Here is a 26,026-nt window from a genome sequence, read left to right as displayed (position 1 = left end):
GGTTAAAATTTATTTTTTGAAAGTCCTTTGGAAAATAAGGAGAGAGAACAGAGCTACCAACCAAACTCAGAATAACCAATATCCTTGCGGTAGCAGTCTATGGCCTGACGAATATACGGAATAGTATTTGCCGGTAGATCGTCTAACGGAAACCAGCTCAAATCATCGCACTTATCCGGCTCTGCATTCCTAAGTTCCCCACTCCATTTTTTTACTTCAAAAAAGAAATCTAATCGCTCGTCAAATTGTCGGCGATGCATTGTGGCTCTTAGCACAAGATCACTCGGCTCGATAACAACGCCGGATTCCTCTTTTGCTTCACGTATGGCGCCGTTCGTTAATGATTCACCCGATTCAAGGTGACCAGCCACAAGGCCATATTTGCCATCTTCATACCCAGTATTAGCTCGAAGGAGCAACAAAATCTTGTCATTCTTTACGAACAACAGGTAGACGGAAGCGATCAGTTTGTAGCGATCTGAGGTAACGATATCCATTTCATTAAATCTATTTCTGAGTCACTTTGTAGATTTTTCCTTTTTGGTCGTATGTCGTCCACTTGCCTACAGACTCCCCTGCATTGAAATAGCCGGAACGCTTAAGTGTTCCGTCTGGGCGGTACCATTGCCAAAAGCCGTCAGGCTTACCCTGTTTCATTTTTCCCTTCGACCAAACAGTGCTCCCGTTCGCGTGATACTTGATAGTAAAACCACGAACAATTACAGACTTCTTCGCGGGAACAACCTTCTTCAACACTCCCCTTCTTTTAACAATATTTTTATAGTCCCACTGAATCGTTTGTGCTTTTTTCAACCAACGTTTCAAATCTTTAATGTTGATTTGTTCAGCCGCAGTATACCTAATTTCAGCAGCTTTAAAACTACCCTCTTTCTTTAGGCCTTTTTCCTTGAAAGACTGACCACTCCAAAAAAGAAGCCGCACGCAGTCTTTTAATTTGTCGTACCCAACAATTGGATTGCCTTCTATAAACCAAACCGGGCTCCTGTGCCAGATTTTATTTTCTGCTTTGGGTAGGGCACGGTAAATTTCCAGAGCCAGTACATCGCAGATCTTACTGTACTCAGAAGTAAGTGCTTTATTGTATTTTTTCGTGTCAGCCGAAAAATTACCGTTCACAAATCTCTTTCAATTTCAGCAATGCATTTGGCCACATGCCTTCAAATTGTTCCTTTAATTCCACCGACTCTGGCGTTGATTCCATTTCCATATCAACCGCAAGCAGTGTTTCTGTGCCGTTATCAGTAAACGTATAGTTTTCAAATGCCGGAGTCCATTTTTTTACCTCGTCGCTGGTGGTGTCTTCAATGCCGTCTTTCATCTGACCCAGGTGTTTGATGGAAATAAACTTATGCGGAATATTTTCAGCAATTTCCGAAACCATGCCGCTGCCTCCTGCTCCGAGAAACAGAATTTTACTTCCCTTTTCCCAAGACCCTTCATAGTAAGACGTTGGTTCAAAAACACTCGTCCACTCTTTGTAAGTTTCTAACGTCAACATGGTGTCCCATACTTTCTCTACAGGAGCCTGAATGTTAATTTCGAAATGCAGTGTTTCTTTCATATAGTTTGTTATTAATTATTTCTTATCGATTGGTAATCCCCATTGCCAGCTAGGTTTTTCACCGGTTTTGTAACCAATGCGAATAAGCGTAAGGGTTAACAAAGTAACTGGTAAAATAAAGGTGAACATTACTTCGCGCGTGGGCGAATTTTCGTCGAGAGTAAACGCAAACATCAAGACGAGTACAAGCCATATCGCAAGAACTAGCCACCCCTGCCAGGTAGCAGGTGTCCAGCCCCAGCCGTAAAGCTTGCGTTTAAACCAATAGTGCTCTGGATTGTCTTTTATGTATTGTATGTATTCTTTCAGCATTGTCTTACCGTAAGTATAGCAAAGTCATCAAGACTCCTGAAAGGAGTCTTGAATGAAGACTATGAGATTTGCCCGGCTTAGTTCTCTTTTGCAAGACAAGCGGAAAGTTCTTCTGTCTCTGTCCAACCACACTGGCCATTCGATTGCCTCTCGCACTTTGCTGCTTTAAAGCAAGCATACTGGCTCTTATATTCACAGGTTGATGCAGCGTCTGGCTGGTCTGTACACAACTGTGACGAACATCCGCCAACAAAACATTTTCCTTCCGGATCCGGATTTTTTACTAACTCTTGAACAACACTGAAAACAAAACGATAGTCCTTATCAGTAATCTTCACTTTGGAATTAGTAACGGGCGTGACACTATTCAGCGTTATAATTTCGCCTTCAGTCGTAAAACGTTCTCCAAGCTTTAGAATGCTCGTGCTTGATTTCACACCTGATAGAATTTCAACTTTTACGCGCACTGTTCCCGCTTGAATACATTGCACATCATTTGGACAACGACTATCTTCTTCAATTGAAAGTGGGCGAATTGCTATGTCCTTAAATGTGGCGAGTTGATTCAACTGAAGTTCTACGTCACCGTAAGCCAAAAATGTTTCAGTTGGTTGTTCGGCGAATACCGGTTCGCACGTCTGAAGTACAATACTTTTCGTAGTCCTAGTGCTATCCCCCGCATACGTTCCGACTGGTGCCACATTTTTTTCATCAACCTTATAGCACTTTGCATTTAATATTCCCGGCACGCCGCTTCCGCTTTGAATGAATCCAACATACCATCCATCTCTTGCTTCTTTCGTCTCAATAGAACTCGGTGGAAGCGAGGTGGTTTTATATGCTTCTAATTCGGGGTGCAACCGAATGACAGCATTTATAGCGTCTTCTTTGTTGAGAATACCCGTCTTGGGGGTGAAAAAATATGCGAGCGAGAAAGCAACAGCTAGCACCAGGAGCAAGAAAAGTGCAACGGTAATTAGTTTTTTGTTCATATATTTACGTAGCCGCGTATAGAGTCTCCCTACTCTCTATGTGAGTCAAAAATTCATCAATTGTTTTCGGCAAGATTGAAAGATTCTTTTTTTCTTTGACATAATTAATCTGCATTTCCGAATCTTTGAATATGCTAGGTGCCACAAAATAACACATTGAATCTGGTGCGCTTTTTTTGAATTCTTCCAGGTGTCTTGAGATCGGCCATACTTCCATCATGGTTTGCATACGTCCTTCAGACATAGTTACTTCAACCAATATACCCTTAACATCTTCGAAGCATTCGATATCACCTTTGTTTCCAACACCTCCAGCTGTTGAGGTCGGAATTCCTTCGTCATCATAAGGATAATTGGGGATCACCTTAACACTTGGAAATTTTGATTTGATGGCCAAAGACACTAAAAACTCAAGTCTGACGGGATTTGATAGGTATTTTAAAACATCATCTTTCGTGAGCTTTTTATTTGCAAGATTTAACATTTCGGCCTTAATTTTGTTCCAAGGGTAAATACCAACCCACTTTGCCAAAAACGCATCTCTTTCACCAACACTTACCGGTTTAGCAACAAACGAGATTAGGTTTTTGTCCACGGTCGACATGTACTCAAAATACTCTTCTTCCGTTGCATACTTCTCATATTGAGAATATTTAGCTAGAGCATAATCAACCTTGGATTGTTCGTTTCTGTTTATATCAACGAAACGACCAGCTCCTCTTAATGAGATCAGCCCGGTCAACCTCATTTTCCTGATGAATTCATCCGGATAGTCAACCATTATTGACTTCGGATTAAACTTTTTGAAATCACCCTTCATAATCTGGTTAGCACAAATGCCAACAATAACTTCCCAACTCGGGGTATAGCCGTGTTCTTTTCTGATTTTCTTTATAAGCTTGTATAGTCCCTGCGCGTCATCATCTTTCCAAAAGATAATCAGCGGTAATTCTAATTTAGAAATTCCGGTCCCGTTTAAATCCTTATCCGCGTTTACTTCATTGATAACATTGAGCAATAAAATGAGTGGCGCATTTTCGTTGAGGACTCGTCTAAATGGACTATTACTTTGGTATTTTACAAAGGCGTTCAGAAAAGCCTGCTGTTCAAATTCGGGATGTTCATTATCAACTAATTTTAATCCGATATCAGAAAATCTGATTTTTTCACCATTTTTGTAATAGACAAAGCCAAGCTCCTTGGCGATCTTAAACCAGGTATCAAATCGAGAAGCCCAGCCCTTACTAAAACCGGCCTCTTTGTGATTCTGCGGATTGTCCTCAAGAATCTTTATGACTTCGGAATCGGACAATGGCTCTTTTGCTTCAATTTTTTTCTTTATAGCAGCACTTATCTTTGTCGGTTTATACAAGCCAACTCTAATGACTTCTCCGGAGATTTCTTCCGCCAACTGATCATCGAGAACTTTACCGTCATAGTCCTTAAGGACTCCTAAAAACCACTTGAGCCTTTCCGGATTTCTGAGTGTGGTAGTAAACAATAATGGTTTATATTCTGATTCTCTTGTTTTTGTTTTCATATATTTAATAATTGGTAACCAACACTTCCTTAATCTGTTTCTTGCCGTTATTGTGATAACTGATGTAATTGCTCACTATCTTGTGAGTCTTATATTTTTTCATCCAGTCAATCAGTAACTCATTTTTACTACCGTTATAATGAGTTACATTCGACAGGGCAAACTTAACACCTTTTTTGTCGAGATCATCAATTATTTTTAGTAAGTCAGCTTCCGCTTTTTGATCCCACCGTTTGTTGTATTCACTAGCAGTTATCAGGTATGGCGGGTCGAGATAAACAAAGTCGTTTTCCCAATATTTTCGGCCAACAAAATAGCTTCTAAAATCTTTCGAGCTTAAAGCTATTTTGTTGTTCCGAGTAAAGTCAAAGTATTCATTTAGGGCGTTAACAACATTTTTATTAAAATCGACATTGCCAACCGGTAGATTGAACTTACCCCCTCCATTGAATCTCAACATCCTGTTGAATCCGTAGATTAGCAATATATACAGAACCAGGGGATCATTTTTTAAATTCTTATTTACACAAACCCTTAACTTCTCGTAGCCCTCTTTATTGAATCTAGCAAAATAGGTTTTCTTCCACTCTCTTTTTAATGAAACAGGAATTATGTCTTCCTTGTATGATCGTGATAGACGATACTTTTTTATTACCTTTTCTACATTCTTAAAAAATACATCTGGGTTATTTGAACTTCCCACCAAAAACCGGTGTATGTTAATGAGATTTTTGTCATTATCATTCAAATAATATTTATCGGCACGAACATTTAAAAAAACTGTTCCACCACCAACAAACGGCTCATAAAAGTTGCTTACTTCCTTTGGAAATAAACCAGCCAACTGTTTCATTAGCTTGTACTTGTCCCCGACGTAAAACAAAGGGGATCTTTTGATTTTACTTTGCATAGTCTGTGGTAGTTACAAACAAGTATTCTTTATGATTTTTGAAATCGGTATTTCCGGCATTAAAATGCCTGTAGTCTTTTTCAAAAACCTTTGTTTTACCCTTAGAGACTAAAATATCTTTTATTTCCTGCAGGGTGATCTTATTTTTTGAAGAGTTGCTTTTTGAATCGTAAGTATTGTTGTATGACACTACTAGATATTTGGCATCTAAGTCCCGGACCAACTCGGCAAGTCTATCTCTTGCTCGTACCTTACAGTAATCACTCATATTTTCTTCTTCGGGTTTTAATGCCGTTCCATAAAGTCTTGGTTTATCCCACTTCGTTAGAGTCTCAAGCACATGATAAAAACGACTGTATTGTCTTGAATTATATGGAGGATCAATATAGACAACATCGGCTTTAATTTTTTTTGCTAAAAGATTTGTGTCTTCTCTAAAGATAGCCACTCTCTTTACTTCGATTGGATCAATTGGTCTCATAAAAAACCCGTCTTCAAAATGATCCTTTTTGAAATAGGCATCGTAGTGACCAACCGTATTTGCAACCTTATCAATTGAATACAACAAAGAAGCAATGAGAATATAATATTCCTTATCAGTTAAATTGCTTTTATTTTCCTCAATATTTTCTCTTATGAATCCAATTATCTTTGAGGAATTATGACTGAAATACTTTCCGCCAAAGTTTTCAGAGAAATAATTCTTTTCTAGGTCTTCACCGTTGATGTTATTGTAATTTTTGATTATATCGTCAAGCTTTTGTTTGTCCCACTTACCATTACCAAAAAAAGCCTGATAGATTGCATAATTTGAATGTAGAAAATCGTTCAATATGATTTCATCAAAATGCCTAGCCGCGACAGCCGAAACAACTCCGGTGCCTGCAAAGACATCAGCAAAGGAACTTCGTTTCTCGCATTCTTTATTGATTATAGAAAAAATCCATTCAATTAGTTTATGCTTACTTCCAATATATCTCCGATTTTGTAACTGGAGGTGATTCTTCTTAATTTGAGGAATATAAAAATAATTTTCTTGTATCTTTTCGGCATTTATTTCATAAGTCGGCTTTTCAATCTCTAAAAGATCAAATAAGGTTCCTTGTATGCCGTCAGCAACGTAATCCAAATGTTTCTTACCTTGTTGTAGTTTGTCATAAAAACTATAACTCCCATTGTTAGCAGTAATAACAAAATCAATTACAGCAATTCCCATTATGTCACCAGCCTGGGATATTTTTTTAACAATCTCAATATCTTTCTCACTCGGGTCTGATATTCCGGAGGGATGATTGTGAATTAAAATAATACTAGCGGCATTAAATTCAACGGCTGGATGAAATATTTCTCTGGGGTGAACTAAGCTTTTATCGAGTAATCCAACACTAACAACCTCTTTTTTTATCAAGACATTTCTCGTGTTTAAATAGAGACAGACTAAGTACTCTTTCTTCTTATCTGTCAGATCGTACGTCAGGGCTAAGACATCCTGCTGATTCTTTATTATAATTTCGCTTCTTTTTTGCTCATCGTAAAATCTTTTTACCAAAGAAATAGCAGAAACAATTTGTAGTGCTTTTGCTTGGCCTATTCCTGAGACCTGAAGCAAATCATCCACTTTGATATCTAAAAATTTATTACCAAATTTTTTAATGATATTCTCGGAAAGCTGTCTTACATTTTTCCCTTTTATTCCACTGCCAAGCAAGATTGCCAAAAGATCACTTTTTGAAAGTGCTTCCGAGCCCTTTTGTAGGAACTTTTCCCTTGGGCGATCTACTTTTGGAATGTCTTTTATTTTGGCCATAATTATTTCTCCCTTTTCTTTACACCACTAGTCTCCTAAAAAGTATTTGGATCAGATTACCCAATTTGCCAGCCTCCGATTCCCAAGCCCTTCGCCCGGTTCAAATTCATTATACTCCTACAATCAAAAATCAGCCCCACTATAAAAACTGCCTTTCAAATAGCACGATACTCCTAATGCGCTTGCGTCAAAATGAGGCTGAGGGAGATTTTTGGGGTCTACCCAAATAAGTTCTTCACATTTATCCGGCTCCATGTTTATTAATTCGCCCGTATATTTTCGTGCCAGAAGAATGACAGAAATGTAGTGCTCCCCTTCTTCTTTGAAAGTTTCTAAATTATTAGTAATGGCAATTACTTTCGGTTCAACTATATTCAAATTAGTTTCCTCTTTGACCTCTCGAATAGCTCCCTCCTCAAATGTCTCACCCATTTCTAAGTGGCCCCCAGGAATAGAATATTTTTGGGCATGACTCCCTATCCGCTTGCCAATTAAAATACGCCCTTCACTATTAACGATAATAATACCTAAACCTACTTTTGGGTGTTTTGATGGTTGCATAGATTTTTGCTCAGAAGTAATGCAGGAACTCATTTAGGAATTTCAGCCTCTCCGAACATCGCTTCAGCGTGACCTAGCTCGACTGCCCACTTCTGATTCCCATAGTCAAAGTGCCACCACTCGTCTTTGTCTCCTCCAAAACCCCCAGCATACATTGTCTCTCGAAGTAGCTTTCTATTCTTTGCTGCCGTCAAGTTTCCCGGATTCTCGTCAAAGTAGAAAGCCGCTGCTTCTGGTCAAAATAATCAAATGCCGTACCCATATCGAGTTCGTTACCATCCGAGTCAACGAGCGTTAGGTCAACTGTTGAACCTGTGGCATGAGGAGGAATGCGGTTTTGGTCGTTAGGCGTGGTGACAAACACACCAACTTCCATCTTCAATCTTTCTTCGTCCCATTCGGAATGTGCTTCACTCAGCTCATTCCAAAACTTTTCATAAATCTTCTGCTGTACAGAACGCGGGCGAAAACCATCCCAGATCTTAAAGCGATATCCGTTCAGACTATTCTGTATGCCAATAAGTTTGTCGACGACTGATTTACGAAGAAAAATACGTGGCTCCGGAGAGAAACCTAAATTGAAATAGACCGGTTCAAGAGCGAAGTCGTATTCGCCTAGATTAACGAGTTCGTCTCCGCATTCATGTATAGGAATGTTTTCGAATTTAAGGAGTGTCATGCTTAATTATTCTCTAGCAAAATAATATCCTGCCCAGTCGTCTATCACATCAACACAATCATTTTTTACTGCAATTTCTTCTGCAATTTTATGAAATTCTTTTTGGATTTCAATATCGCCTATTTTGATAATTAATTCGATTTTTGCTAAAAAATCTTCAGATGAGATTGGTAGATTCTTTAATGGATAGTTCTCAAGTTCCCATTTCAGAAACTTATTGTACGGACGAACTCGCCCCTCAACTGCAAAGAGAAAGGTTAGTAACCAAGGCAAAGATTCACAAGCGTCTAAACGCGAGGCAAATTCGTTTCCGTCTCTGTGATTTTTTAAAGCACGATACAAAGAATTTAGATAACCACACAAAGCTTTTTTTGCTACTTTTGATATTTGCTCTTGCGGCAAAATACCTTTTTCATCAATTATCTTTTGGATTTCTCCTGTTTTATCAATGCGAGCTTTTATATGTGCGTAAGTATATCTATCCCAGTCTTCCGCTGTTCCTACTGCTGCATATATTCTAAATTCAGATATCGATAATACCCCTATATCAATAATATCTTGTGTGCCTTTGTAATCTTCCTTAACACCTAAAATCGATTCATCGGTTGTAATTATAGCAACGTCGTAATCAGAATTTTCTGTGAACATGCCCTTGCCGCGTCCGCCAGCTAAAATTAGCCCGATAACCCTATCGTCATTTTTTGCCTGCTCTAAAATTTTATTGAATTCATTGATCTTTATTTCTTCATCCATATTTTTTTAAATGCACGCCAATACGCCTAATACAAATTTTTTAAACCTTAACGCCAACATACAACCCGCGGTCCTTCATCAGTTTTGACTTTGCAAGGCGCGTCTCGAGGTTTGCCTTTCGCATTAGACCTATCAAACGATCTGGCTCAAACATGCCGAGTTCATGGCGGTCAACAAAATATTTCACCTTATGCCCCCGCTCGGCGACAAGATAATGCATATCCATGACCGACACACTGCCACGACGTTCACTTACATTAAGTCTCGCAATTTTTATATCCGGGGAACTGTATGTCGTCATATGCGGTAAGCCTGGCCGATATGTTTTTTGCGTAAACCAGGGTTCAATAATAAGCACACCACCTGGCTTCAAATGCTTAGACAAAGCAATGATAGTCTTTCCTAGGTTTGCATAGGTGCGAACATATCCTATTGAACTAAATAAACAGGTAATAACGTCAAAAGTCCGATTGAGTTTCAGTGTCGTCATGTCACCTTTTTTAAAAACGACACCTTTAATCTTTTTCCGGGCCACCCGTAGCATACCCTCATTAACATCAACCCCAATACACGAATACCAACGCTTGAAATAGGCTAAATGTTTCCCGGTACCACAGGCAATGTCGAGCATGTCGCTTCCCTTGGAACGCTTATATTTTTCAATAAGACTACGCAGTTCCTTGGTCTCAGCCTCGTAATTTTTAAATGAATAAATATGATCGTAATAACGAGCGAGATCCTTATAAAGAAGTTGGTGTTTCATATAAATGATTCTATTACAAGAAGGAAGCAGAAAAGTGTTTTCTGATGTTCTTTATTATAACACCTTGAGGCTCTTCGCAACGGATTCAAAGCGACAAATGCGACACTACTTTACCTTTTTATTATCAGAAAGCCAGTTAATCAAAGCACCGAAGACTAAACTTGAAATCGTGCGATGAAAAGCGCTTTCGTATGATTTTTGATATCCCAAGAATCCCATTGGTTCAAAGTCTCTAGTAAATACTCTTTCTCCATGAAGCATGGTGGATCTAATATTGTAAATATAACTTTTCTCTTCCTTGGATAGTTTAGAGTATTCCTCATTGGAATATTTTTCTAGAAAGTCTTTGAAACTTTTTCCTATCCTATATTTCGGTTCACCGCATATTTCGCATTTCTCTATAGATTTATCTGTAAGAGCTGATCCGCACTCACACTTTTCTACATTGCTCATAAGACATTCGATACTCGTTACCAAACAAACATACGAAACCGAATACGAAGTTTTCCAGATCTCGTTTGCTGTATAAAACCAATAGCAGGAAGTGATGAATTTTGAGTATCTGTCATGATCCAATATAAAAATAATATCTAACAATTTATCAGCGTCTTCAATAAAAGTCAGCTCATTGCTTTTACTTTTTCCAAATTCAACCTCTTTTATACCTTTTGTCGATGAAAATGAATTATCGGTTTGGAATTTTTTACTATACCAATAGCCCATCTGTTTAAATTCGCTGGTTGTCTTTTCTATATCTTCATTACTAATAACTACCCAGTCAGACTGACCAAATCTAGAAGGACCATAAAATCTTTGCGACAATAAATGTAACAGCGTGATTAATTCTCTGAATTTTTTACTTTTTCTAAACCCATTTACTAGAGTATTTTTTGATGAAACATATTTGTATTCTAATAAAATTGGGTGATGCCCCCACATTTGGTTTTGTATTTGAGGAGCATCAGACGGCATGGGCAGTATTTGAAATATATCCTTGTATGTAAAATACTCTTCAACCTTAGAACCTGTTACAAAACAAATATCCCTAGCGACGACTACTTCCTGAGCGCCGATTAACTCATCAGATATTTTCTGTAAAATCTCATTTATATCTCTCTCGCTAAGTTTTGAACCATTTTCTATTGACTGGATCTCTCCGCTCGAACCATAATAAATAGTTACGGAAAAACTGTCATCGTCTTCTTTATGGTATACAGATTTGCCTTCATGTGGACCATTTCCTCTCCCAAAATAAGACAAGAGTACCATTTCTAGCTCATCTTGCTTTACTTTGTCTAAAAAAAATTTATTAACCAAATTCATATTTATCTATACACCTCGTTCGCAATAACCTATCTCAAGATGGCTGGGGGACATGATTCCGTCCCGCTTCTCGGGACTAGAACTATCGTCGTCTGCTTTTCTGGCCTGTGCCCCTCTGGTGGACCCACTTCGCCTGGTTCGAATCCATTATACTCCTACAATCAAAAAACCTCAGCCCCACAATGGGGGCCAAGGATTTTTGGCTGGGGGAATCGGTCACAACTCTCGTTTACTTCCCTAAAACTATTTAGATTGTTCTGTCTTACTAGAGTGAAGAAATTGTGAGCACGACGGCCGTAGAGCTTAGCTCGCTGTCGTGTGAAATGATTTCTGAACGACCTTAGCCGAGGGAAAGGAATATTAAGGAAGACCGGGAGGTTTTTCTTAAAGATATCTGGGGGACATGATTCCGTCCCGCTTCACGGGACTAGAACCATCGTCAATCGCTTCTCTAGCTTGTCCGCCTCTGGCGGAACCCCTTCGCCTCTGGTTCGAATCCATCATATCTCTCAAACAAAAAATCTCCAACCCGCCAGGGGTTAAAGATTTTTTGGCTGGGGGACATGGATTCGAACCATGATTCACGGCTTCAAAGGCCGCTGTCCTACCATTAGACGATCCCCCACCAGGGTGGCAAATAGCCGTTAGCAAATGGCCTATGGAAGGCTCATCACTCAGTGCTATTAGCTATTTTCTATACGCTATTTACTCAATACTGTAAACCTTCTCTCCCGCGCCTTGCACCCGTTCCTGCGCCAGCCATTTGCTATTTGCCACGCGCTATTAGCTATTAAGGTGCCTCCGTATAGCCAAATATGTGCTTAATGAACCAAGCACCGAAATGAGGAGGAACTCAGCACCCATTATTGCTGGAGCGTTCTCTATAAAGTAGCTCGACACATTTATAATGCCGGGCCCGAAGTAACTATCAAAGCTACCTTGCGCCAGCTTGAAGATATAGATGATTACCCCATTTGCAATGACCACTGCGCCAATGGCGTAAAACACTAGCTCTAACAGTAACGGGCCACGAATGAAGGCCACAGACGCCCCTACAAGCCTCATAACGCCTATTTCCTGTCGCTGCGTGTATATGGCAACCCGAATGGCGTTAAACACCATTAACGCACTGATTAAAACAAAGAAGCAAACCACTACCAGTCCTGCCAGTCGTATTTTCTTGGCAAACGAATTCAATCCATTTAAGAACGCCTGGTTCTCTTCAAAATTCTTCTGCTCCCCTTCAATAAGGTTTGCAAATTGCGGCTGCTGCAATTCTTGGATGATGCGTAAATACCCTTCCGGCGATTTTGACTCTACCGTGACCGCCGGACCAAATGGGTTTTCACCGAGTGCCTCAAGCGACTTCAAAACAACCGGGTCCCCACTTGCTAGTTGCTCGGCCAAGACTTGTTCTCTGGTTTGAAATGTTACGTTCGAAACGTCAGGCAAGGCATTGATGGCTAAAATAAAAGAATTAGCTTGCGACTCTGTGGTAACAGGGTGCAAGAAAAGGGTTACGTTAATGCGATCCTCAACCGAAGCCACGATTTGGTTCACTGCAACGTTTACCGCTAACAGCGAGCTAAGCGCCAACACGGTAAGCGCAACGGTGCTAAATGTTGCAATGGTCAGCCAGATATTCCGCACCATTGATTGCACGGCAAATTTTCCAACTCTAAGTAGGGCGGTCAACATATTACAAAACGTAACGACCAACTGATTGATCAGACACAACTGCTCCCCCATCTAACGTTATGACTCGGCGTTTCAGTGCGTTCACCACATCTCGATTGTGCGTAACCAAAAGCACAGTTGTTCCAAGCTGATTAATCTTTCTAAGAAGCTCAATTATTTCTTGCGTGTTAATAGTGTCGAGGTTACCCGTTGGTTCGTCAGCTATTAAAAGTCTCGGCTGATGCACAAGCGCTCGCGCAATGCTCACCCGTTGCTGCTCACCACCGGAAAGCTGCTCTGGAAACTGGTGGCGCTTTCCTTCCAAACCAACCAACTTCAACATTTGCGGAACAACCTCGTTAATGCGGCGTGACGGAATGCCACAAACTTCAAGAGCGAAGGCAACATTTTCTAGCACTGTTTTTCTGGGCAGTAGTTTATAGTCTTGAAAAACGACCCCAATTTGACGCCGCAAATTAGCAACATCCCGAGAAGCGATGTCGGTAATATCCCAGCCACCAATGGAGACCTGCCCTCGTGTAACCCGCTCTTCAGCGAGGAGTACTCGCACCAGAGTGCTCTTTCCAGCGCCAGAGCGACCGACAATAGATATAAAATCTCCGGGTTCGACGTCGAACGTCACTCCCCGAAGTGCAATCGTTCCATCTGGATAATGTTTACTGACCGTACGTAATGAAACCATTCTGTTTGATTTTGAGTTTTGTACTTCTTCTTTTTTCATTCTTTGCTAACGTGTAATGTGTACAGCGTATTGCGTACGGCGTATAGCTTATCTACTCCTTGTCATTCCCAGCACTGTTACCTATAGTATAGCAAATTCTAAGTGGCGAATAGCAAATAGCAAATAGCTAATAGTAAGACCGCTCAGAATCAATCATAAAAAATCATGAGTTTTGTGTTATCGTATAGCGTACGCCGTATGGGATATGGTCCTTCGACTACGCTCAGGACACCATGAGTTTTGTGTTATCGTATAGCGTACGCCATATGGCGTACTGCCCAAAGTGCGGGATTAGTATAGTGGTAGTACGAGACCTTCCCAAGGTTTAAGTACGGGTTCGATTCCCGTATCCCGCTAAAAGCTCAAGGGTGAACCTTCCGGTTCCCCCCTTACTCCCTCCCTTCTCATGAGGCCGTTCGTTTTTCTTCCGCGCGACAGCAGGCGATGCCCTACCGCCGCCGTGCTCAGAAAAACTCACTATCGTTTGAAGACAGAAAAGAATGCGCCGAAGTAGCTCAGTTGGTAGAGCAATACTTTCGTAAAGTAGAGGTCGTGGGTTCGATTCCCACCTTCGGCTCCAGCGAGTCTAACTCGCTTTCGTTAGACGAGCGCAGCCAAGTCAGACTTGGCCATACATACGCAGCGAAGGATCAGTAATCCCGCGTAGAAAAGACAGCAGTGGATCTTAGGATAGATACAATGTTTTTCTTATTATTTAACCCTAAAGTTATGGCCCCACGTGAATCTGAAGGCTCTATGAATCAACGTGATTGGAACGCTCCTCTTCCCGAAGCTGAAACCACAGACCCAAAAGAGGAAACAGCAACCCGAATGCTTGCGTACGAAGCAAAGCATGCTTTAGACATCATTGCTGAACGCGTTGCCAGTGACCCACACGCACTGGATGACGATCTTACAAAAGCACACCTGTACGCCATACGGCAGCGGCTGGACTCAATAGAAAACCGTTAAAAACCTCTGTTCTCGTCACGCATACAAAAAATACCGGCTCTCGCCGGTATTTTTTATTCCTCAACTTCGATTTTATTCTACTTCTTCTGCTTCTGGCTTATTCCAGTCTGCTGGAACACGTGGCCCATTTTCAAGCTCTTCAACATCTGCCGGAATACGTGGCCCATGCTCTAACGCATTTTCGTCAGCCACTGGTTCAGACTCTGCTGACTCGTCATCTGCGTTCCAATCCTCGGGAATTACCTTTTTTTCTTCTTCCATATAAATTAATTAATAAATAAGAAAGTTATTATACAGAAAAACCTAGAAAAGTCAAATACATGTACGTAAGCGCTACTGCAATGGCAAATAAATCCTCGCTCGACTTTCCACAATAGTATCCAAATAATTATCAATTACCTCTCCATCGCTACCTGGTGGAATTAAGCGACTTGTTAAAGGATCCTTAGCTAATGCCTCAGCAAGTTTTTGCTTCAAGAGATAGGGCTCAATGACATTTTGCTGGTAATCTCTGAGGCTCCACCCCCAAAGATTTTTTATAGCGTCTTCAGCTATTTCGCGTGAGCCAGCTTCTGTGATGAGTTTCTGTGTTGCTTCCGCAAGCTCACTATTACTAACCCGAACATCATAACGACCCGCTATGGCGTTCGCCGCTGCGCGCCGTAAGGCTTCACTCGCCACTTGATCACGCATGGCTGCCAAGGAAGGCCGAGCGGATTCTGGGATGCTTTGCTGCTGATAAAATTTATTCACTGCATCCGCTTCATCCAAGACCTTACTCAGTAATACTGGGTGCGTCCCAAGAGAGGCGTACGGCAGTGGCACAAAGGAAAGCGCATACCGATACGGGTAATCAAACTTTTTGTACTTCGCACTTACACCCGCTGTCAGAACTACAGCAATAAAACAGGCGAGCGCAATCTTATACAGTATCGGCAGTAGTCGCACGTGCGGCTTTGGCAACATGAGTACTGGTGTTGGGCTCGTTATCTCTTTAGGGGCTGCGTAACCTTCTTCAGTTGTTTCAACGGCAGCAAAAGGGTTAACGACAACTTCTGGCTTAGGTTTTGGTTTCGGCTCTGGTGCAGGCTTCATAACCACGGGCTGCTGTGCAACCTCTTTTGGTTTGACTACCGGTGGTGCAGATTTTTTTACACGCGGCTTTGCTTTTTCCTTCTCTTCTTTCTCTGTGTCCCCTATCCACTCTATAACAACATCGTGCATGTGTTTTTTTTCTTCCGGTGTTATCGCTGCTGGTTTGTTGTTTTTGTCAGCCATACTATTGTTTTACAAAAAAGAATCTCCACCATTTTGCGATTAGACTACCCGACTCGGTTGCTGGCTCCTCACCACCCGCCGCAAGTTCCTCGCCCTCTTGCGGCAAAATAAATAGCTTCTCGCCGGGTTTCGCTAAATTAAATCGTACCCTAGCTTGCTCTTCAGTGTACGTATCTGTTTGTACGTATGACAAGAGCGATTGCAATTGCTGGTTGGACCGCTGTAATTCAGTGGCTTTCTCATTAAGCTCGGCCACTTCGGTCTTGATTTGCTGTCGGCGAATAAGAAGACGCGTGTTACCAACTAGTAACGCTACTAAAAACAACCCCAAGAGCCAGGGCATGGCTTCACTTCTTGTTGGAAGCAGCGCTCGAAGATTCTTCATTCTGTAACGTCAGTGTCTGGTGACGAAACTCCGGGTCGGAAAAGATCACGCATTGTGCTCTCGTCAACTTTACTGAAAAGCCGTTCTAGCATCTGTTGCTGCTCCACTGGCTCCATGGCAGTAAAACGCTGCCACCACCAGCTACCTTTGGTCGCTTGCGTACGACTACCAAGCGAGGCATCGCGCGCATCAAGCAGAACTTGGCGAACTGCGGCAGGCTTCGGAACGTTCGCCACTACGAGCGCCTCTGGTCGACCGGCCGCTCGAATATAGAGCGTGCCGTATTTGCCAAGCGTCTGCAGTACCCCTTTCGTTTGCTGCTCTACATCTAACAAGTGTGGGTAGAAAACTTCTACAATCAAACGAGTTACCAACCCCTGTTGGTCAACGTACGCTAAACGAGCTGTGGTAATAACAAGCTGCGTTCTGTCCCAGCGAAAGTACTCGCGAATTGCGTAAAAAGCGCAGCAAAAAATGACGAATCCAAAAACGGCGATGCCGATGACGCCAAGATCAAAAAGTGGTGCTAGGAAAAAAAAGGGTAAAAGAAAAATTATAGCGATGCCGAGAATCGTACCAGCCAATTTCAGCCAGTGCTCCCGACACACCAAGAGTACAGTTTCACTATCGCGGAGGGTAATGGGTAGATTTGTTTTCATGTACGGTTATCATACGGAATTTAATGACCTACCGCAATAAATTCATTTTACCTATCGACATCATAGGACACACGAGTAGTGTCACCTTGGGACTTAATTTTTCTAATCACTATATGCCCAATGGATAATAAATTACTGACATGGGTACCACCACAAGGAACACCGAAATCCCCATACATCACGACCCGCGCTGGCTTACCTTCAGGTAAATAATCGGGTACATGGTGACAAACTTCGTGCATTTTCTCCTTTGGTATGAAAAGGAGCTTTGTTGTCCTATTTTCAGCAACAAAATTATTACATGAATCTTCGATACTGGTTCTCAACTTTTCTTTGTCTAAGCCTTCCAAGCTTGCTTCATACTCGACGTAAGGACCGTTCGGAAAGTGATATCCCTTACCAGGAACCCAATTGAGCTTTAGGGCACTTACGGCCATATCAACAACATGACCAGCCGAATGGAGACGACTATTGAGCACCCGACGAGTTTTATCGATCGAGCATTGAACGATTTCACCTTCTTTAAAATCGCCCGATTCAAATGAACCTACATGTCTGACAATCCCTTCAACAAAACGTACTTCTTCGACTAAAAATTTCCCAGAGGCATTTTCAATTATGCCCTGGTCATATGGCTGACCACCACCTTGCGGGTAAAAGATAGTTTGATTCAAATAAATAACCTTTCTTTCTTCTTCGTCAATTATCCCTAAAACAGTAGCGGTGCCAGCGTAGAGATTAAAATCTTCGAGATAAAGAAGTTTTGTTGAGTCCATAAAACTACTTCTGAACAATTCTAAATTCTTCTGATTGTGACTTCAAAAAACTAAAATTTGCTACAGGCCAAAGTTTTCCGTCAACAATCGTATGCTCCACTTCAACCTTATAGGTTCCAGGCTCAATTTTGAAAAAAGTGTGGGCGTACATATTTTCTAAATCCAAGACGTAACTAACCGTTTCGCCAGATTCGACACTTGGTGCGGTGGCTGCGCAACGTTTTGTAGGGTATGCGCCATGAGGCTCCCACGTCTCGCCATTCTTCCTCAATAACGTTATAGGCATACCGCAAGCGGTACTCAGCCATATAGCCGACTCGGTATTATTTGTAACCATGGCTGGAATTGTTTCTCCAAGTGCATAGACTGACTTATCTGTAGCAACAGAAACAGTACTCTCTTCGCTAACCATTACCGGCTCTGGCGGTAATGACTCCACTGGCACATTTACAATCGGCTGCGTTTCATCCGGAACTTTAACCACTTCTTTTGTAAATAAAAAATAGCTCACACCCACAATGAGCAGAGCGACAAGAGTTACGAATATGAATAGAGTAATTTTTTTGTTCATTTCAAATCATAGCGAGTTTCTTCTGAGCACGGTGGCGGTAGGGCAAAGCCTGCTACTGCGCGGAAGAAGAAACGAGCGACCTGTGCTGAAGGAAAGGAATATTAAGGAAAACCCGACGGGTTGTCCTTAAGGTTTTTTGCCCCGGGCAGGGATCGAACCTGCGACCATTGGCTTAAAAGGCCACTGCTCTACCACTGAGCTACCGGAGCGCATGCGACGAAATATACGAAATACCAGACAAAAGCGCAACTTGAATGAAGCGTAAAGCAGGCGTACAGTACATGAACTACCTATGGCAGATAATAATTCAGGAGTCGCCAAAATACCGCCGCAAAGCATCGAGGCTGAGCAATCACTGCTCGGCTCAATTTTGCTATCAAAAGAAGCCATCGTTAAGGTGGCCGACTCGGTGACACCTGATGATTTCTATAAAGACCAACATCGTCTTATTTATGAGTCGATGCTCAGCTTATTTGCCAAGCAAGAGCCAATCGACGTTCTGAGCTTAAGCACCCGTCTTGAAGAGCAAGGTGTTCTAGAAAAGGTTGGTGGGCGCAGCTACCTCGCATCGCTTTCAAACAGCGTACCAGCCGCATCGCACGTCAGTCACTATGGTGAAATTGTGCAACGAAAAGCAACGCTTCGCCGACTCATCGATGCCGGAACAACTATCACTGGCCTTGGGTACGACGAAAGTGACGATTTGCAAGTGACGCTCGACAAGGCTGAACAAGGACTCATTCGGGTGACCCAGAAGTACTTGCGGCATATTTTTACGCCGATGAAGTCGCTGCTCACCGAAGCTTTCGACCGTATTGATGAATTACACCGGCAGAGCGGCAAACTTCGAGGCATTCCAACGGGCTACAAAGAAATCGATAACATTCTTGCTGGACTACAAAAGTCTGACCTCATCATTATCGCCGCCCGACCATCAATTGGAAAAACATCGCTGGCCCTCGACATTGCTCGCCATGTGGCGCTCCACGAAAAAATTCCAGTGGGCATCTTCAGTTTAGAAATGTCTAAGGAACAACTCGTAGACCGTGTGCTCTGCGCCGAGGCTGGCGTTGACCTTTGGAAAATGCGCACCGGCCGTTTATCAGACCGCGGAGCTGATGACGATTTCTCTCGCATTGGCCGCGCCATGGGCGCACTCGCCGAAGCACCAATCTACATTGATGACGGTGCTATGGCGAACGTCATGGAAATTCGCGCCAGAGCCAGACGCTTACAAATGGAGCGAGGTTTGGGACTGCTCATCGTCGACTACCTACAGCTCATGGAAGGCAGAGGAAAGAGCGAAAGCCGCGTGCAGGAAATTTCTGAAATCAGCCGTGCACTTAAGGGGCTAGCTCGAGAACTGCAGATTCCGGTTGTGGCCTTGTCGCAGTTATCACGTGCAGTTGAGGCTAGAAGCCCGTCAATTCCGAAGCTCGCCGACCTACGGGAATCTGGGGCCATTGAGCAAGACGCGGATGTGGTCATGTTCATTTACCGAAAAGCTATGGACAGAAGCTTGCGCGACACCGTGTCACTTGAAGACCGAAACATTGCTGAAATTTATATTGAGAAACATCGTAATGGTCCGACTGGAAAAGTAGATTTATACTTCGACGAAAGTCTAACCAGCTTCCGCAACTTGGATCGCTCAGCTGACAACAACGGCCCGTCATTCTAAGGTATGCGCTACCCGCTGCCCTTGCAGCGTCTCATTGAGACGTTTTTACTTCTCCCTGGCGTTGGACGACGCACCGCCATTCGTTTTGCCTACCACATTGTTCGCAGTGACTCACGACGAGTTAAAGAGCTCAGTCAGGCATTGCTCCTCGTGCAGCAGGAATTGCGATTGTGTGAAAAATGTCGACAGCTGAGCGAGGCAGTCCTATGCCCTATTTGTGCCAACTCATCACGCAACGGTTCGCAGCTGTGTGTAGTGGCAGAAGACAACGCCATAACCGCCATTGAACAAACAGGTGCCTTCCAAGGGCTCTATTTCGTCCTAGGCGGCACATTAGACCCCGTAGCAGGCATTGACGCGACTAACCTCCCAATTGCGGAGCTGCTGGCGAGAATCAAGCCGGACGTTACCGAAGTGTTATTAGCCTTTGATAGTGACACGGCCGGCGAAACAACCACAAGTTATCTGAAGCAAGAACTACGACAACGAGCCAACATCAGAATCACACAACTCGCTCGCGGCATGGCAACCGGCGCACTCCTTGAATACGCCGATGAAATTACCTTGCAAAACGCGATTCTCGGACGCCGAGAGGATAAAGGAATTTCAGCCTCGGAAGAACAATAAACAATTTCAGCCTCTAGGAGGCTGAAATTTTCGTGACCTGAATTTTCGTGAAAGGCTGTCGGTGCCCCTGTACCTTGTGGTAGCGAACTTTAGATTTAAATTTAACGACTCTAATTTTACGAGCTCGGCCTTGCTTTAGAATCGTTGCCTGAACAGCTGCCTTTTCGAGCATCGGTGTGCCAATGGTCACCTTTTTGTCGTCCGACACCAACAGGACATCCTTCAGCGTAATTACCGCACCTTCCTCACCCTCAATTTTTTCAATATCAAGCTGCTGTTGTTCTGTGACAACGTACTGTTTTCCGCCCGTTTTGATTACTGCGTGCATATAGTTCAGTAAAGATAGTCGCTCCAGTATAGATTAGTGCCTTGACCGTGTCAAACCGCCTTGGGGCCACTATCGGTAAAATAACTTGGGTCATCACGATAATCTATAAAGAGGGTTTTTAATGGGGCTTTGTCACCCTTATCCACGACTATAAATTCATAGTAGCCTGGGTGATACTGTGTTTCCCTCGCCTCTCCGGAATGCGGGATGTGGGCTATAACCTCCGAAATCTGCTTACGCAAATCTTCATCTTCGAAACTGTATTTGAAGCTATGCAAAAATTGATCCCGACTAGCAGAAAACGGTGGCGTTTCGGTACCATAGGCCACCGGCCCGGGAAGTCCCTGTCGGAATTCAACATGCATCGTACCATTGGGATTCGCGACTATATTGCCACCGTATTTTACGTCGTAATATGGCATCAAACGAATATCATAGGAATCACGAACCGCTTCCGGAACTTTATCGTGCACGAGAGAAATTATATCGTTCGAATCTAGCCTTGCAGTTGATACTCGTGGCAAATTTGCATCGTGAGGCAGCAGTGCAACTATATAACACTCAGAATCAAACTGCTGGAGATGCTCGTTCGGCGACATTAAAAAATCAGGAAGTGAAAGCGTTCGGCTGTCTGGCATTGGTAAGCCAATTTCCGCCCCAGCTCGATACCCTTCCTGACGAGGTATTCCGATTCGGTCGGCGAACGCTTCATCAATGGGTCTAACCGCCTCTGCCCAGTCATTAATATTTGGACCGCTTGTTTCACTTACTCGACTATTTCCTTCCGGCATACCGCTAGCGGGTGGCCAAAATACTTCGCTTATATGCTTCTAAATTCTCGAGGGCAATGCCAGTACCTTTCGCAACGCAGAGCAAAGCGTCATCCGCCACGTACGCTGGCACACCAGTGGCACGACTCAACAGTTGGTCAAGATTTCTGAGTAATGAGCTGCCACCTGAAAGCACCATGCCTTTGTCGATGACATCGGCCGAAAGCTCTGGTGGCGTGTGCTGCAAAACGGACTTTGTGGCGTCAATGATTCCTTCTAACTCAGCTTGAATAGCGTCGGTCACGTCGTCAGACGTCACGGTGATAGTTTGTGGGAGTCCTGTAAGGGTGTCCCGACCACGAACGTTCATACTTAATTTTTCGTCGAGGTAAAGCGCAGAACCAATTTCAATTTTAATTTCTTCTGCCGTTCGTTCACCAATAGCCAAGTTATACTTTTTCTTAATATGCTCCATGATGGCGGCATCAAATTTCGTGCCACCAATGCGCACTGAAGTGCTCGATACAATGCCACCGAGCGAGATAACCGCCATTTCAGATGTACCACCACCGATGTCGATAATCATGTGGCCTGACGGCGAACCAATGGGAATGTTTGCACCAATGGCAGCAGCAATAGGCTCTTTAATGATAAACGCGGCTTTGGCGCCGGCCGCCATACAAGCGTCGATTACGGCGCGACGTTCTGTGGCGGTAATACCGGCGGGGACAGCTACCATTACTTCCGGTCGAAAAAAACGAACACCACCTAAAGCTTTATTTATGAAATAACGAAGCATGGCTTCGGTGGTTCGGTAATCTGCTATGACGCCTTCTTTCAGTGGTCGGAGCGCGACAATTGTTTCTGGCGTTCGGCCAAGCATTTCTTTTGCTTCGTTCCCCACTGCCAAAATCTTTTTGTCCACGATAGAAATGGCCACAACGGATGGTTCATTGATAACAATGCCACGCTTCGGCAAATGCACCAATGTGTTTGTTGTGCCAAGATCAATGGCAATTTTCTTTGACCACATAGTCTTCTATGATACTGAAAAAACGCCGCTTTGGCAATCCTAAACGCGCGGCGGCACTGACCTTCTCCACTTCCAAAAATATCGCAAAAGATCCTTACTATGAATAATCGCAGTGCGCCAGTCGTCAGCTGATTCACGTCTATGAAAGTGTATCAGCGAGGCCGAAGCCAGGTAATGCACTTCCCAGTTCGCCAACCATAACCGGCGACAGTAATCCGTGTCGGCGAAATAGACAAAGTAGCGTTCATCAAAATTGCCCACCGCAGTCATTGCCGCGCGACGAAGTAATAGACAACTCGACATTAACCAGGGAACTGCTCGCGTTTCGTCGTGCGACCAATCCGTCATGAGAAATCGGGCTAACTCACGCTTTCCCGTCTGCGTTCGTCCAAGCGGCGTGCGACGGTACAACGCGGTGAGTAGTGTATGAAAACGGTAGCAGGAATACTGAAGCGAGGAATCAGGATTCAATAATTTGGGTCCGACGGCACCAACCTTTGGGTTTGCCTCTACATGTGCAACAAGCGAAAGAACAGCCGCAGGCTCCCAAACGAGGTCGGTGTTAGCGAGCAGTATGAACTCCCCTTGTGCCGTCTGAATACCAACATTAGTGCCGCGGCTATATCCAAGATTACGCTTTGTATCTATCACCTGTACTCGACCAGAAAACTCTTTGAGTACTTCAATACTTCTATCCCGTGAGCCATTATCAACAACGATAATCTCATATGGAATCTCCGGCGGATTCGCAAAAATGGCGCGCAAAAATTCACGAAGCAATCCAGCGGTATTATAATTTACGATAACAATTGAAAGTTTCATACCTGAACCCGTTTAAGAGCACGAGTGTGTTTACGCTTTTCCTTCAAATACTCACGATTACCAAATACCTCGCCCCACGCTCGAAAAAATTGTCGTGGTCGGGTAATGAGTACCATAAACGCCTTTATCTTTTCGTACATAATAACGAGCGGCAATGAAACATAGTTTCGCCGCACGAGCGCGGTACCAAAAAGAAAATATAGGTGGTTACGATAAGAAAGGTACTGCTGGAGATCAGTCCGGGCAAGCCATGCCGCAGCCGTACGCCGCCCCCCAATTTCTTGCTGGTCGTCCGCAATGCCGCGGACTGAGCGAATGTGACTGGCGACAACATTCGGTAAGACCGCAGACTTCCAACCGGCAAGTGCCAGACGGTACGCGAGGTCAACATCCTCTTTATAGGCAAAGAAGTGCTCATCAAAATATTGTGGATGTACGGCGGTGCCAAGGGCGATACTTTGCAGTGCTGAGCGACGATACAGCGTAGCTGTGGCGGGATTACCAAAACCGTACTGTAACTCCGTGGTCGAATTTTTAAATTGTTGTCCGCGGTTTCTCTCAACTACCCGACCCGTTGCATGAATTGTAAGCCCCTGCGCGTCGATAACATTTGTTACGACGTCATCCCTGCGGAGTAGCGTTCCGCTAACTGACGCTAGCTCAGGCACTTCACCGAGCACTTTCTCTAATGCATCCACATAGCCGGAACTCAACACCGCATCTTGATTTAATACCAAGAGATATGGCTCACTCCCCTGTCGCAGTAAAGCATTATAGGCGGCTGAAAAACCGGTGTTTGTTTCTGAGATTAATAGCTCTGCATTGTGCTGCATGGCCCATGCACGAAGAACGGCACTTGTTCCGTCTGTCGAACCATTGTCTAGCAAACTCACCTGTGCACCACCGCTATAGCTAGCAATGGCAGACAAGGACTCTTCAACAATGGGTAGCCCGTTTCTCGTGACAAGTACGATACGAACGCTCATGACGACTTTCGTACCTTATGTGTGACGTTAAAACCGAGGTGCTTGCCGAGAAGGAGTCTCGTTTGCGCATCAATTGCCGGTAGCGAACCAAATAAAATTAGCGTGAACGGTAACAGTGCCCACTGTAAAATCATGATGAGGTATCTGTTCGCCGGTACAGTGTTTGGCCGAGGTGGCAAGAGCGACATACCCAAAATACCGCTTACAAAAATACCCACCATGGCGAGTCGTAGTAACAACTCAAGTAATGCCGGCGCATTCTGTGTGAGCGCAACTTCTGCAATGTTCAGCGGCGCCAAATAGAGCGGTAGATAGCCAAGCACGGTGATAAGAATTGGTGCTGTGGCCCACGTATACATACCCTCGCCCAAATTCCAGAGGTAGTACAATTTTTTTCGCATCGGAATGTTTGGGTGTTTTCGGAAGTTCCACAGCATGAACGGTAAGTGCTCAACGCCCCACGCCCAGCGTCGCTGCTGTCGATACAGTGCCCCTAAACTTTTCACGTACCCACCAGCCGCCACCATATCCATCGATACTGGCACGTACATTGGCGTAACGACGTAGTCACCCTCATAGTGCAGGAAGCACTGCAAGAAAATACGCGAATCTTCGGTGACAATTCGCTTCTCCCAGAAGCCAACATCAACGAGCGCCTGCCAGCTCATGCTGTGCGACGAAAATGTAAAGAGTCGCTCTGGCCGAGCGAGTTCGGTCATCAACCAGAATGTTGTGCCCATGGCGGCAATGCGAACCAACGCCGGCGACTCCCAAAGATTATTATTATAAACAACGGCTGGTTGGTAACTTGACCGCTGCGGATTTGGCTGCGAGAGGTACGTATAGGTTAAGCAGGCAAAATACTGTGGCGCGACAATTGTATCAACATCAAACGCAGATACGATGAGTTTGTCATAAGCGAGTTTTTGTTCATCAACGTATTCTTGCACACGATGCCCTGACCAATTTAGGTTGGCGCCTTTACCCGGAATTTCATTTGGCAAATCTTTCGGATGAAGCGTCGTAATGAAGGCATGAAAATGCGACGCGTAACGAGCTTCTAATTCTCGGGCCAGTGCTGAAAAATTTTCAGCATCTCGCTCTTCTCCAGCCAAAACGACAATGAGTCGTTTGGGGTCGTACGCAATTTCCGTAAAGCGAGTGAGTGTTGTTTCAATGACCTCCTTCGATTCCCGGTACGTTGGTAAAAAAATTATATGGTAATACTCACCCCATGATGGATACGTTACCCGTAATTCATCCCACCATGCTCGTCGCGATTCTCGACGCTGAATGCGCCAGGAATGAATGAGGTAGAAAACGAAATAACCAACCCGGAGGAGCCAGTAAAGGTCAAAAAGAATGACAAGCGCTATAGCCCACAGTGGTTTGACCACTGAAAGTAGGATTGCCAAAGTAAAGGTAAACCAGGTAAGGGTACCTGGAATTGCCTCGAGTAAACGATACTTTTGCCTATCAGTCATAGATTTAACTGGA

At 43.7% G+C, this 26,026-nt stretch carries 29 protein-coding genes, 4 tRNA genes and 1 pseudogene; 5 read left to right on the top strand and 29 right to left on the bottom strand.

What is annotated here, in order from left to right:
• Positions 1-53: 53 nt before the first annotated feature.
• From WC052_02880 to ftsE, 16 genes and pseudogenes are all read right to left on the bottom strand, one after another.
• Positions 54-497: an NUDIX domain-containing protein gene (locus tag WC052_02880; protein ID MFA7286575.1), complete on the bottom strand. Its 444-nt coding sequence runs from the start codon at positions 495-497 to the stop codon at positions 54-56.
• Positions 498-741: 244 nt separating this feature from the next.
• A pseudogene (locus tag WC052_02875) lies at positions 742-1,137 on the bottom strand (DUF1801 domain-containing protein).
• Positions 1,127-1,582, bottom strand: coding sequence for an SRPBCC domain-containing protein (locus WC052_02870; protein MFA7286574.1), 456 nt, complete (start codon positions 1,580-1,582; stop codon positions 1,127-1,129). Before WC052_02870 ends, WC052_02875 begins: the two are co-directional and overlap by 11 nt.
• Before the next feature lie 15 nt (positions 1,583-1,597).
• Positions 1,598-1,894, bottom strand: a complete 297-nt coding sequence (locus tag WC052_02865; GenBank protein MFA7286573.1) for a hypothetical protein — start codon at positions 1,892-1,894, stop codon at positions 1,598-1,600.
• A 77-nt stretch (positions 1,895-1,971) separates the two neighbouring features.
• Positions 1,972-2,886 (bottom strand): hypothetical protein, encoded by a 915-nt coding sequence (locus WC052_02860; protein MFA7286572.1) that lies wholly within the window; start codon positions 2,884-2,886, stop codon positions 1,972-1,974.
• 4 nt (positions 2,887-2,890) lie between these two features.
• Positions 2,891-4,426, bottom strand: a complete 1,536-nt coding sequence (locus WC052_02855) for an AlwI family type II restriction endonuclease (GenBank protein MFA7286571.1) — start codon at positions 4,424-4,426, stop codon at positions 2,891-2,893.
• A 4-nt stretch (positions 4,427-4,430) separates the two neighbouring features.
• Positions 4,431-5,336: a Dam family site-specific DNA-(adenine-N6)-methyltransferase gene (locus tag WC052_02850; GenBank protein MFA7286570.1), complete on the bottom strand. Its 906-nt coding sequence runs from the start codon at positions 5,334-5,336 to the stop codon at positions 4,431-4,433.
• Positions 5,326-7,143 carry a DNA repair protein RadC gene (gene radC / locus WC052_02845; protein ID MFA7286569.1) on the bottom strand — a complete coding sequence of 606 codons (1,818 nt, stop codon included), beginning with the start codon at positions 7,141-7,143 and terminating at the stop codon, positions 5,326-5,328. The genes WC052_02850 and radC overlap by 11 nt, the downstream gene beginning before the upstream one ends.
• A gap of 123 nt (positions 7,144-7,266) precedes the next feature.
• Positions 7,267-7,704: an NUDIX domain-containing protein gene (locus tag WC052_02840; protein ID MFA7286568.1), complete on the bottom strand. Its 438-nt coding sequence runs from the start codon at positions 7,702-7,704 to the stop codon at positions 7,267-7,269.
• Between the two features lie 190 nt (positions 7,705-7,894).
• Positions 7,895-8,383 (bottom strand): M15 family metallopeptidase, encoded by a 489-nt coding sequence (locus tag WC052_02835; protein MFA7286567.1) that lies wholly within the window; start codon positions 8,381-8,383, stop codon positions 7,895-7,897.
• Positions 8,384-8,389: 6 nt separating this feature from the next.
• On the bottom strand, positions 8,390-9,136 hold the full coding sequence (locus tag WC052_02830; GenBank protein ID MFA7286566.1) for a nucleotidyltransferase domain-containing protein: 747 nt from the start codon (positions 9,134-9,136) through the stop codon (positions 8,390-8,392).
• 40 nt (positions 9,137-9,176) lie between these two features.
• Positions 9,177-9,899 carry a class I SAM-dependent methyltransferase gene (locus WC052_02825; protein MFA7286565.1) on the bottom strand — a complete coding sequence of 241 codons (723 nt, stop codon included), beginning with the start codon at positions 9,897-9,899 and terminating at the stop codon, positions 9,177-9,179.
• A gap of 105 nt (positions 9,900-10,004) precedes the next feature.
• Entirely contained in the window at positions 10,005-11,222 is a 1,218-nt protein-coding gene (locus WC052_02820; GenBank protein MFA7286564.1) for a hypothetical protein, read from the bottom strand.
• A gap of 551 nt (positions 11,223-11,773) precedes the next feature.
• Positions 11,774-11,847, bottom strand: a tRNA-Gln gene (locus WC052_02815).
• 158 nt (positions 11,848-12,005) lie between these two features.
• Complete coding sequence (locus WC052_02810; protein MFA7286563.1) at positions 12,006-12,920, bottom strand: permease-like cell division protein FtsX; 915 nt, start codon at positions 12,918-12,920, stop codon at positions 12,006-12,008.
• Between the two features lies 1 nt (position 12,921).
• Complete coding sequence (gene ftsE / locus WC052_02805) at positions 12,922-13,602, bottom strand: cell division ATP-binding protein FtsE (GenBank protein MFA7286562.1); 681 nt, start codon at positions 13,600-13,602, stop codon at positions 12,922-12,924.
• Between the two features lie 324 nt (positions 13,603-13,926).
• On the opposite strand from ftsE, the gene WC052_02800 reads away from it, so the two are divergent.
• The 3 genes from WC052_02800 (at position 13,927) to WC052_02790 (ending at position 14,613) form a co-directional block, all read left to right on the top strand.
• Positions 13,927-13,997, top strand: a tRNA-Gly gene (locus WC052_02800).
• 148 nt (positions 13,998-14,145) lie between these two features.
• Positions 14,146-14,221: transfer RNA gene (locus WC052_02795), tRNA-Thr, on the top strand.
• A 149-nt stretch (positions 14,222-14,370) separates the two neighbouring features.
• Positions 14,371-14,613, top strand: a complete 243-nt coding sequence (locus WC052_02790) for a hypothetical protein (GenBank protein ID MFA7286561.1) — start codon at positions 14,371-14,373, stop codon at positions 14,611-14,613.
• Between the two features lie 72 nt (positions 14,614-14,685).
• Here WC052_02790 and WC052_02785 read toward each other — a convergent pair whose 3' ends face one another.
• From WC052_02785 to WC052_02755, 7 genes are all read right to left on the bottom strand, one after another.
• Complete coding sequence (locus WC052_02785; protein ID MFA7286560.1) at positions 14,686-14,874, bottom strand: hypothetical protein; 189 nt, start codon at positions 14,872-14,874, stop codon at positions 14,686-14,688.
• A gap of 72 nt (positions 14,875-14,946) precedes the next feature.
• The gene (locus WC052_02780) at positions 14,947-15,891 is read right to left on the bottom strand and encodes a hypothetical protein (protein MFA7286559.1); all 945 of its coding nucleotides are present in this window, start codon (positions 15,889-15,891) and stop codon (positions 14,947-14,949) included.
• Position 15,892: 1 nt separating this feature from the next.
• On the bottom strand, positions 15,893-16,276 hold the full coding sequence (locus WC052_02775) for a septum formation initiator family protein (protein ID MFA7286558.1): 384 nt from the start codon (positions 16,274-16,276) through the stop codon (positions 15,893-15,895).
• Positions 16,273-16,935 carry a hypothetical protein gene (locus WC052_02770; GenBank protein ID MFA7286557.1) on the bottom strand — a complete coding sequence of 221 codons (663 nt, stop codon included), beginning with the start codon at positions 16,933-16,935 and terminating at the stop codon, positions 16,273-16,275. The genes WC052_02775 and WC052_02770 overlap by 4 nt, the downstream gene beginning before the upstream one ends.
• 47 nt (positions 16,936-16,982) lie before the next feature.
• A complete protein-coding gene (locus WC052_02765) occupies positions 16,983-17,711 on the bottom strand; it encodes an alanine--tRNA ligase-related protein (protein MFA7286556.1) in 729 nt (242 codons plus the stop codon).
• A gap of 4 nt (positions 17,712-17,715) precedes the next feature.
• Entirely contained in the window at positions 17,716-18,282 is a 567-nt protein-coding gene (locus WC052_02760; GenBank protein ID MFA7286555.1) for a hypothetical protein, read from the bottom strand.
• Between the two features lie 137 nt (positions 18,283-18,419).
• Positions 18,420-18,491, bottom strand: a tRNA-Lys gene (locus WC052_02755).
• Between the two features lie 83 nt (positions 18,492-18,574).
• Here WC052_02755 and dnaB point away from each other — a divergent pair.
• Together dnaB and recR are read left to right on the top strand one after the other, a co-directional pair.
• Positions 18,575-19,963, top strand: coding sequence for a replicative DNA helicase (gene dnaB / locus WC052_02750; GenBank protein ID MFA7286554.1), 1,389 nt, complete (start codon positions 18,575-18,577; stop codon positions 19,961-19,963).
• Positions 19,964-19,966: 3 nt separating this feature from the next.
• On the top strand, positions 19,967-20,590 hold the full coding sequence (recR, locus tag WC052_02745; GenBank protein ID MFA7286553.1) for a recombination mediator RecR: 624 nt from the start codon (positions 19,967-19,969) through the stop codon (positions 20,588-20,590).
• A 13-nt stretch (positions 20,591-20,603) separates the two neighbouring features.
• On the opposite strand, the gene rplU is transcribed toward recR, so the two are convergent.
• Genes rplU through WC052_02715 form a run of 6 tightly spaced genes read right to left on the bottom strand, consistent with a single transcriptional unit; the run spans position 20,604 to position 26,013 of the window.
• Positions 20,604-20,918, bottom strand: a complete 315-nt coding sequence (gene rplU / locus WC052_02740) for a 50S ribosomal protein L21 (protein ID MFA7286552.1) — start codon at positions 20,916-20,918, stop codon at positions 20,604-20,606.
• Between the two features lie 50 nt (positions 20,919-20,968).
• Entirely contained in the window at positions 20,969-21,709 is a 741-nt protein-coding gene (locus tag WC052_02735) for a hypothetical protein (protein MFA7286551.1), read from the bottom strand.
• A 4-nt stretch (positions 21,710-21,713) separates the two neighbouring features.
• Positions 21,714-22,721: a rod shape-determining protein gene (locus WC052_02730; protein ID MFA7286550.1), complete on the bottom strand. Its 1,008-nt coding sequence runs from the start codon at positions 22,719-22,721 to the stop codon at positions 21,714-21,716.
• Positions 22,722-22,760: 39 nt separating this feature from the next.
• Positions 22,761-23,543 carry a glycosyltransferase family 2 protein gene (locus WC052_02725; protein MFA7286549.1) on the bottom strand — a complete coding sequence of 261 codons (783 nt, stop codon included), beginning with the start codon at positions 23,541-23,543 and terminating at the stop codon, positions 22,761-22,763.
• Complete coding sequence (locus tag WC052_02720) at positions 23,540-24,529, bottom strand: glycosyltransferase (protein ID MFA7286548.1); 990 nt, start codon at positions 24,527-24,529, stop codon at positions 23,540-23,542. Before WC052_02720 ends, WC052_02725 begins: the two co-directional genes overlap by 4 nt.
• Positions 24,526-26,013, bottom strand: a complete 1,488-nt coding sequence (locus WC052_02715; GenBank protein ID MFA7286547.1) for a glycosyltransferase family 2 protein — start codon at positions 26,011-26,013, stop codon at positions 24,526-24,528. The genes WC052_02720 and WC052_02715 overlap by 4 nt, the downstream gene beginning before the upstream one ends.
• Between the last annotated feature and the right edge of the window lie 13 nt (positions 26,014-26,026).

It is taken from the genome of Patescibacteria group bacterium (genome assembly GCA_041675205.1).
Classification (GTDB): Bacteria; Patescibacteriota; Patescibacteriia; order GWA2-46-9; family GWA2-46-9; genus JBAYUF01.
The sequence above is the reverse complement of the archived record's forward strand: the minus strand, read 5'-3'. Positions and strand labels throughout refer to the sequence as shown.

Bases quoted from the DNA above. Each gene is read 5' to 3' on its own strand.
- WC052_02760 (MFA7286555.1), bottom strand. From the start codon at position 18,282: ATGAACAAAAAAATTACTCTATTCATATTCGTAACTCTTGTCGCTCTG.
- WC052_02730 (MFA7286550.1), bottom strand. From the start codon at position 22,721: ATGTGGTCAAAGAAAATTGCCATTGATCTTGGCACAACAAACACATTG.
- WC052_02880 (MFA7286575.1), bottom strand. From the start codon at position 497: ATGGATATCGTTACCTCAGATCGCTACAAACTGATCGCTTCCGTCTAC.
- ftsE (MFA7286562.1), bottom strand. From the start codon at position 13,602: ATGGTTTCATTACGTACGGTCAGTAAACATTATCCAGATGGAACGATT.
- recR (MFA7286553.1), top strand. From the start codon at position 19,967: ATGCGCTACCCGCTGCCCTTGCAGCGTCTCATTGAGACGTTTTTACTT.
- WC052_02865 (MFA7286573.1), bottom strand. From the start codon at position 1,894: ATGCTGAAAGAATACATACAATACATAAAAGACAATCCAGAGCACTAT.
- WC052_02850 (MFA7286570.1), bottom strand. From the start codon at position 5,336: ATGCAAAGTAAAATCAAAAGATCCCCTTTGTTTTACGTCGGGGACAAG.
- WC052_02810 (MFA7286563.1), bottom strand. From the start codon at position 12,920: ATGTTGACCGCCCTACTTAGAGTTGGAAAATTTGCCGTGCAATCAATG.
- rplU (MFA7286552.1), bottom strand. From the start codon at position 20,918: ATGCACGCAGTAATCAAAACGGGCGGAAAACAGTACGTTGTCACAGAA.
- radC (MFA7286569.1), bottom strand. From the start codon at position 7,143: ATGGCCAAAATAAAAGACATTCCAAAAGTAGATCGCCCAAGGGAAAAG.
- WC052_02715 (MFA7286547.1), bottom strand. From the start codon at position 26,013: ATGACTGATAGGCAAAAGTATCGTTTACTCGAGGCAATTCCAGGTACC.
- WC052_02770 (MFA7286557.1), bottom strand. From the start codon at position 16,935: ATGAAAACAAATCTACCCATTACCCTCCGCGATAGTGAAACTGTACTC.
- WC052_02790 (MFA7286561.1), top strand. From the start codon at position 14,371: ATGGCCCCACGTGAATCTGAAGGCTCTATGAATCAACGTGATTGGAAC.
- WC052_02775 (MFA7286558.1), bottom strand. From the start codon at position 16,276: ATGAAGAATCTTCGAGCGCTGCTTCCAACAAGAAGTGAAGCCATGCCC.
- WC052_02735 (MFA7286551.1), bottom strand. From the start codon at position 21,709: ATGCCGGAAGGAAATAGTCGAGTAAGTGAAACAAGCGGTCCAAATATT.
- WC052_02870 (MFA7286574.1), bottom strand. From the start codon at position 1,582: ATGAAAGAAACACTGCATTTCGAAATTAACATTCAGGCTCCTGTAGAG.
- WC052_02860 (MFA7286572.1), bottom strand. From the start codon at position 2,886: ATGAACAAAAAACTAATTACCGTTGCACTTTTCTTGCTCCTGGTGCTA.
- WC052_02820 (MFA7286564.1), bottom strand. From the start codon at position 11,222: ATGAATTTGGTTAATAAATTTTTTTTAGACAAAGTAAAGCAAGATGAG.
- WC052_02835 (MFA7286567.1), bottom strand. From the start codon at position 8,383: ATGACACTCCTTAAATTCGAAAACATTCCTATACATGAATGCGGAGAC.
- WC052_02855 (MFA7286571.1), bottom strand. From the start codon at position 4,426: ATGAAAACAAAAACAAGAGAATCAGAATATAAACCATTATTGTTTACT.
- WC052_02830 (MFA7286566.1), bottom strand. From the start codon at position 9,136: ATGGATGAAGAAATAAAGATCAATGAATTCAATAAAATTTTAGAGCAG.
- WC052_02720 (MFA7286548.1), bottom strand. From the start codon at position 24,529: ATGAGCGTTCGTATCGTACTTGTCACGAGAAACGGGCTACCCATTGTT.
- WC052_02780 (MFA7286559.1), bottom strand. From the start codon at position 15,891: ATGGCTGACAAAAACAACAAACCAGCAGCGATAACACCGGAAGAAAAA.
- WC052_02785 (MFA7286560.1), bottom strand. From the start codon at position 14,874: ATGGAAGAAGAAAAAAAGGTAATTCCCGAGGATTGGAACGCAGATGAC.
- WC052_02825 (MFA7286565.1), bottom strand. From the start codon at position 9,899: ATGAAACACCAACTTCTTTATAAGGATCTCGCTCGTTATTACGATCAT.
- WC052_02840 (MFA7286568.1), bottom strand. From the start codon at position 7,704: ATGCAACCATCAAAACACCCAAAAGTAGGTTTAGGTATTATTATCGTT.
- WC052_02725 (MFA7286549.1), bottom strand. From the start codon at position 23,543: ATGAAACTTTCAATTGTTATCGTAAATTATAATACCGCTGGATTGCTT.
- WC052_02765 (MFA7286556.1), bottom strand. From the start codon at position 17,711: ATGGACTCAACAAAACTTCTTTATCTCGAAGATTTTAATCTCTACGCT.
- dnaB (MFA7286554.1), top strand. From the start codon at position 18,575: ATGGCAGATAATAATTCAGGAGTCGCCAAAATACCGCCGCAAAGCATC.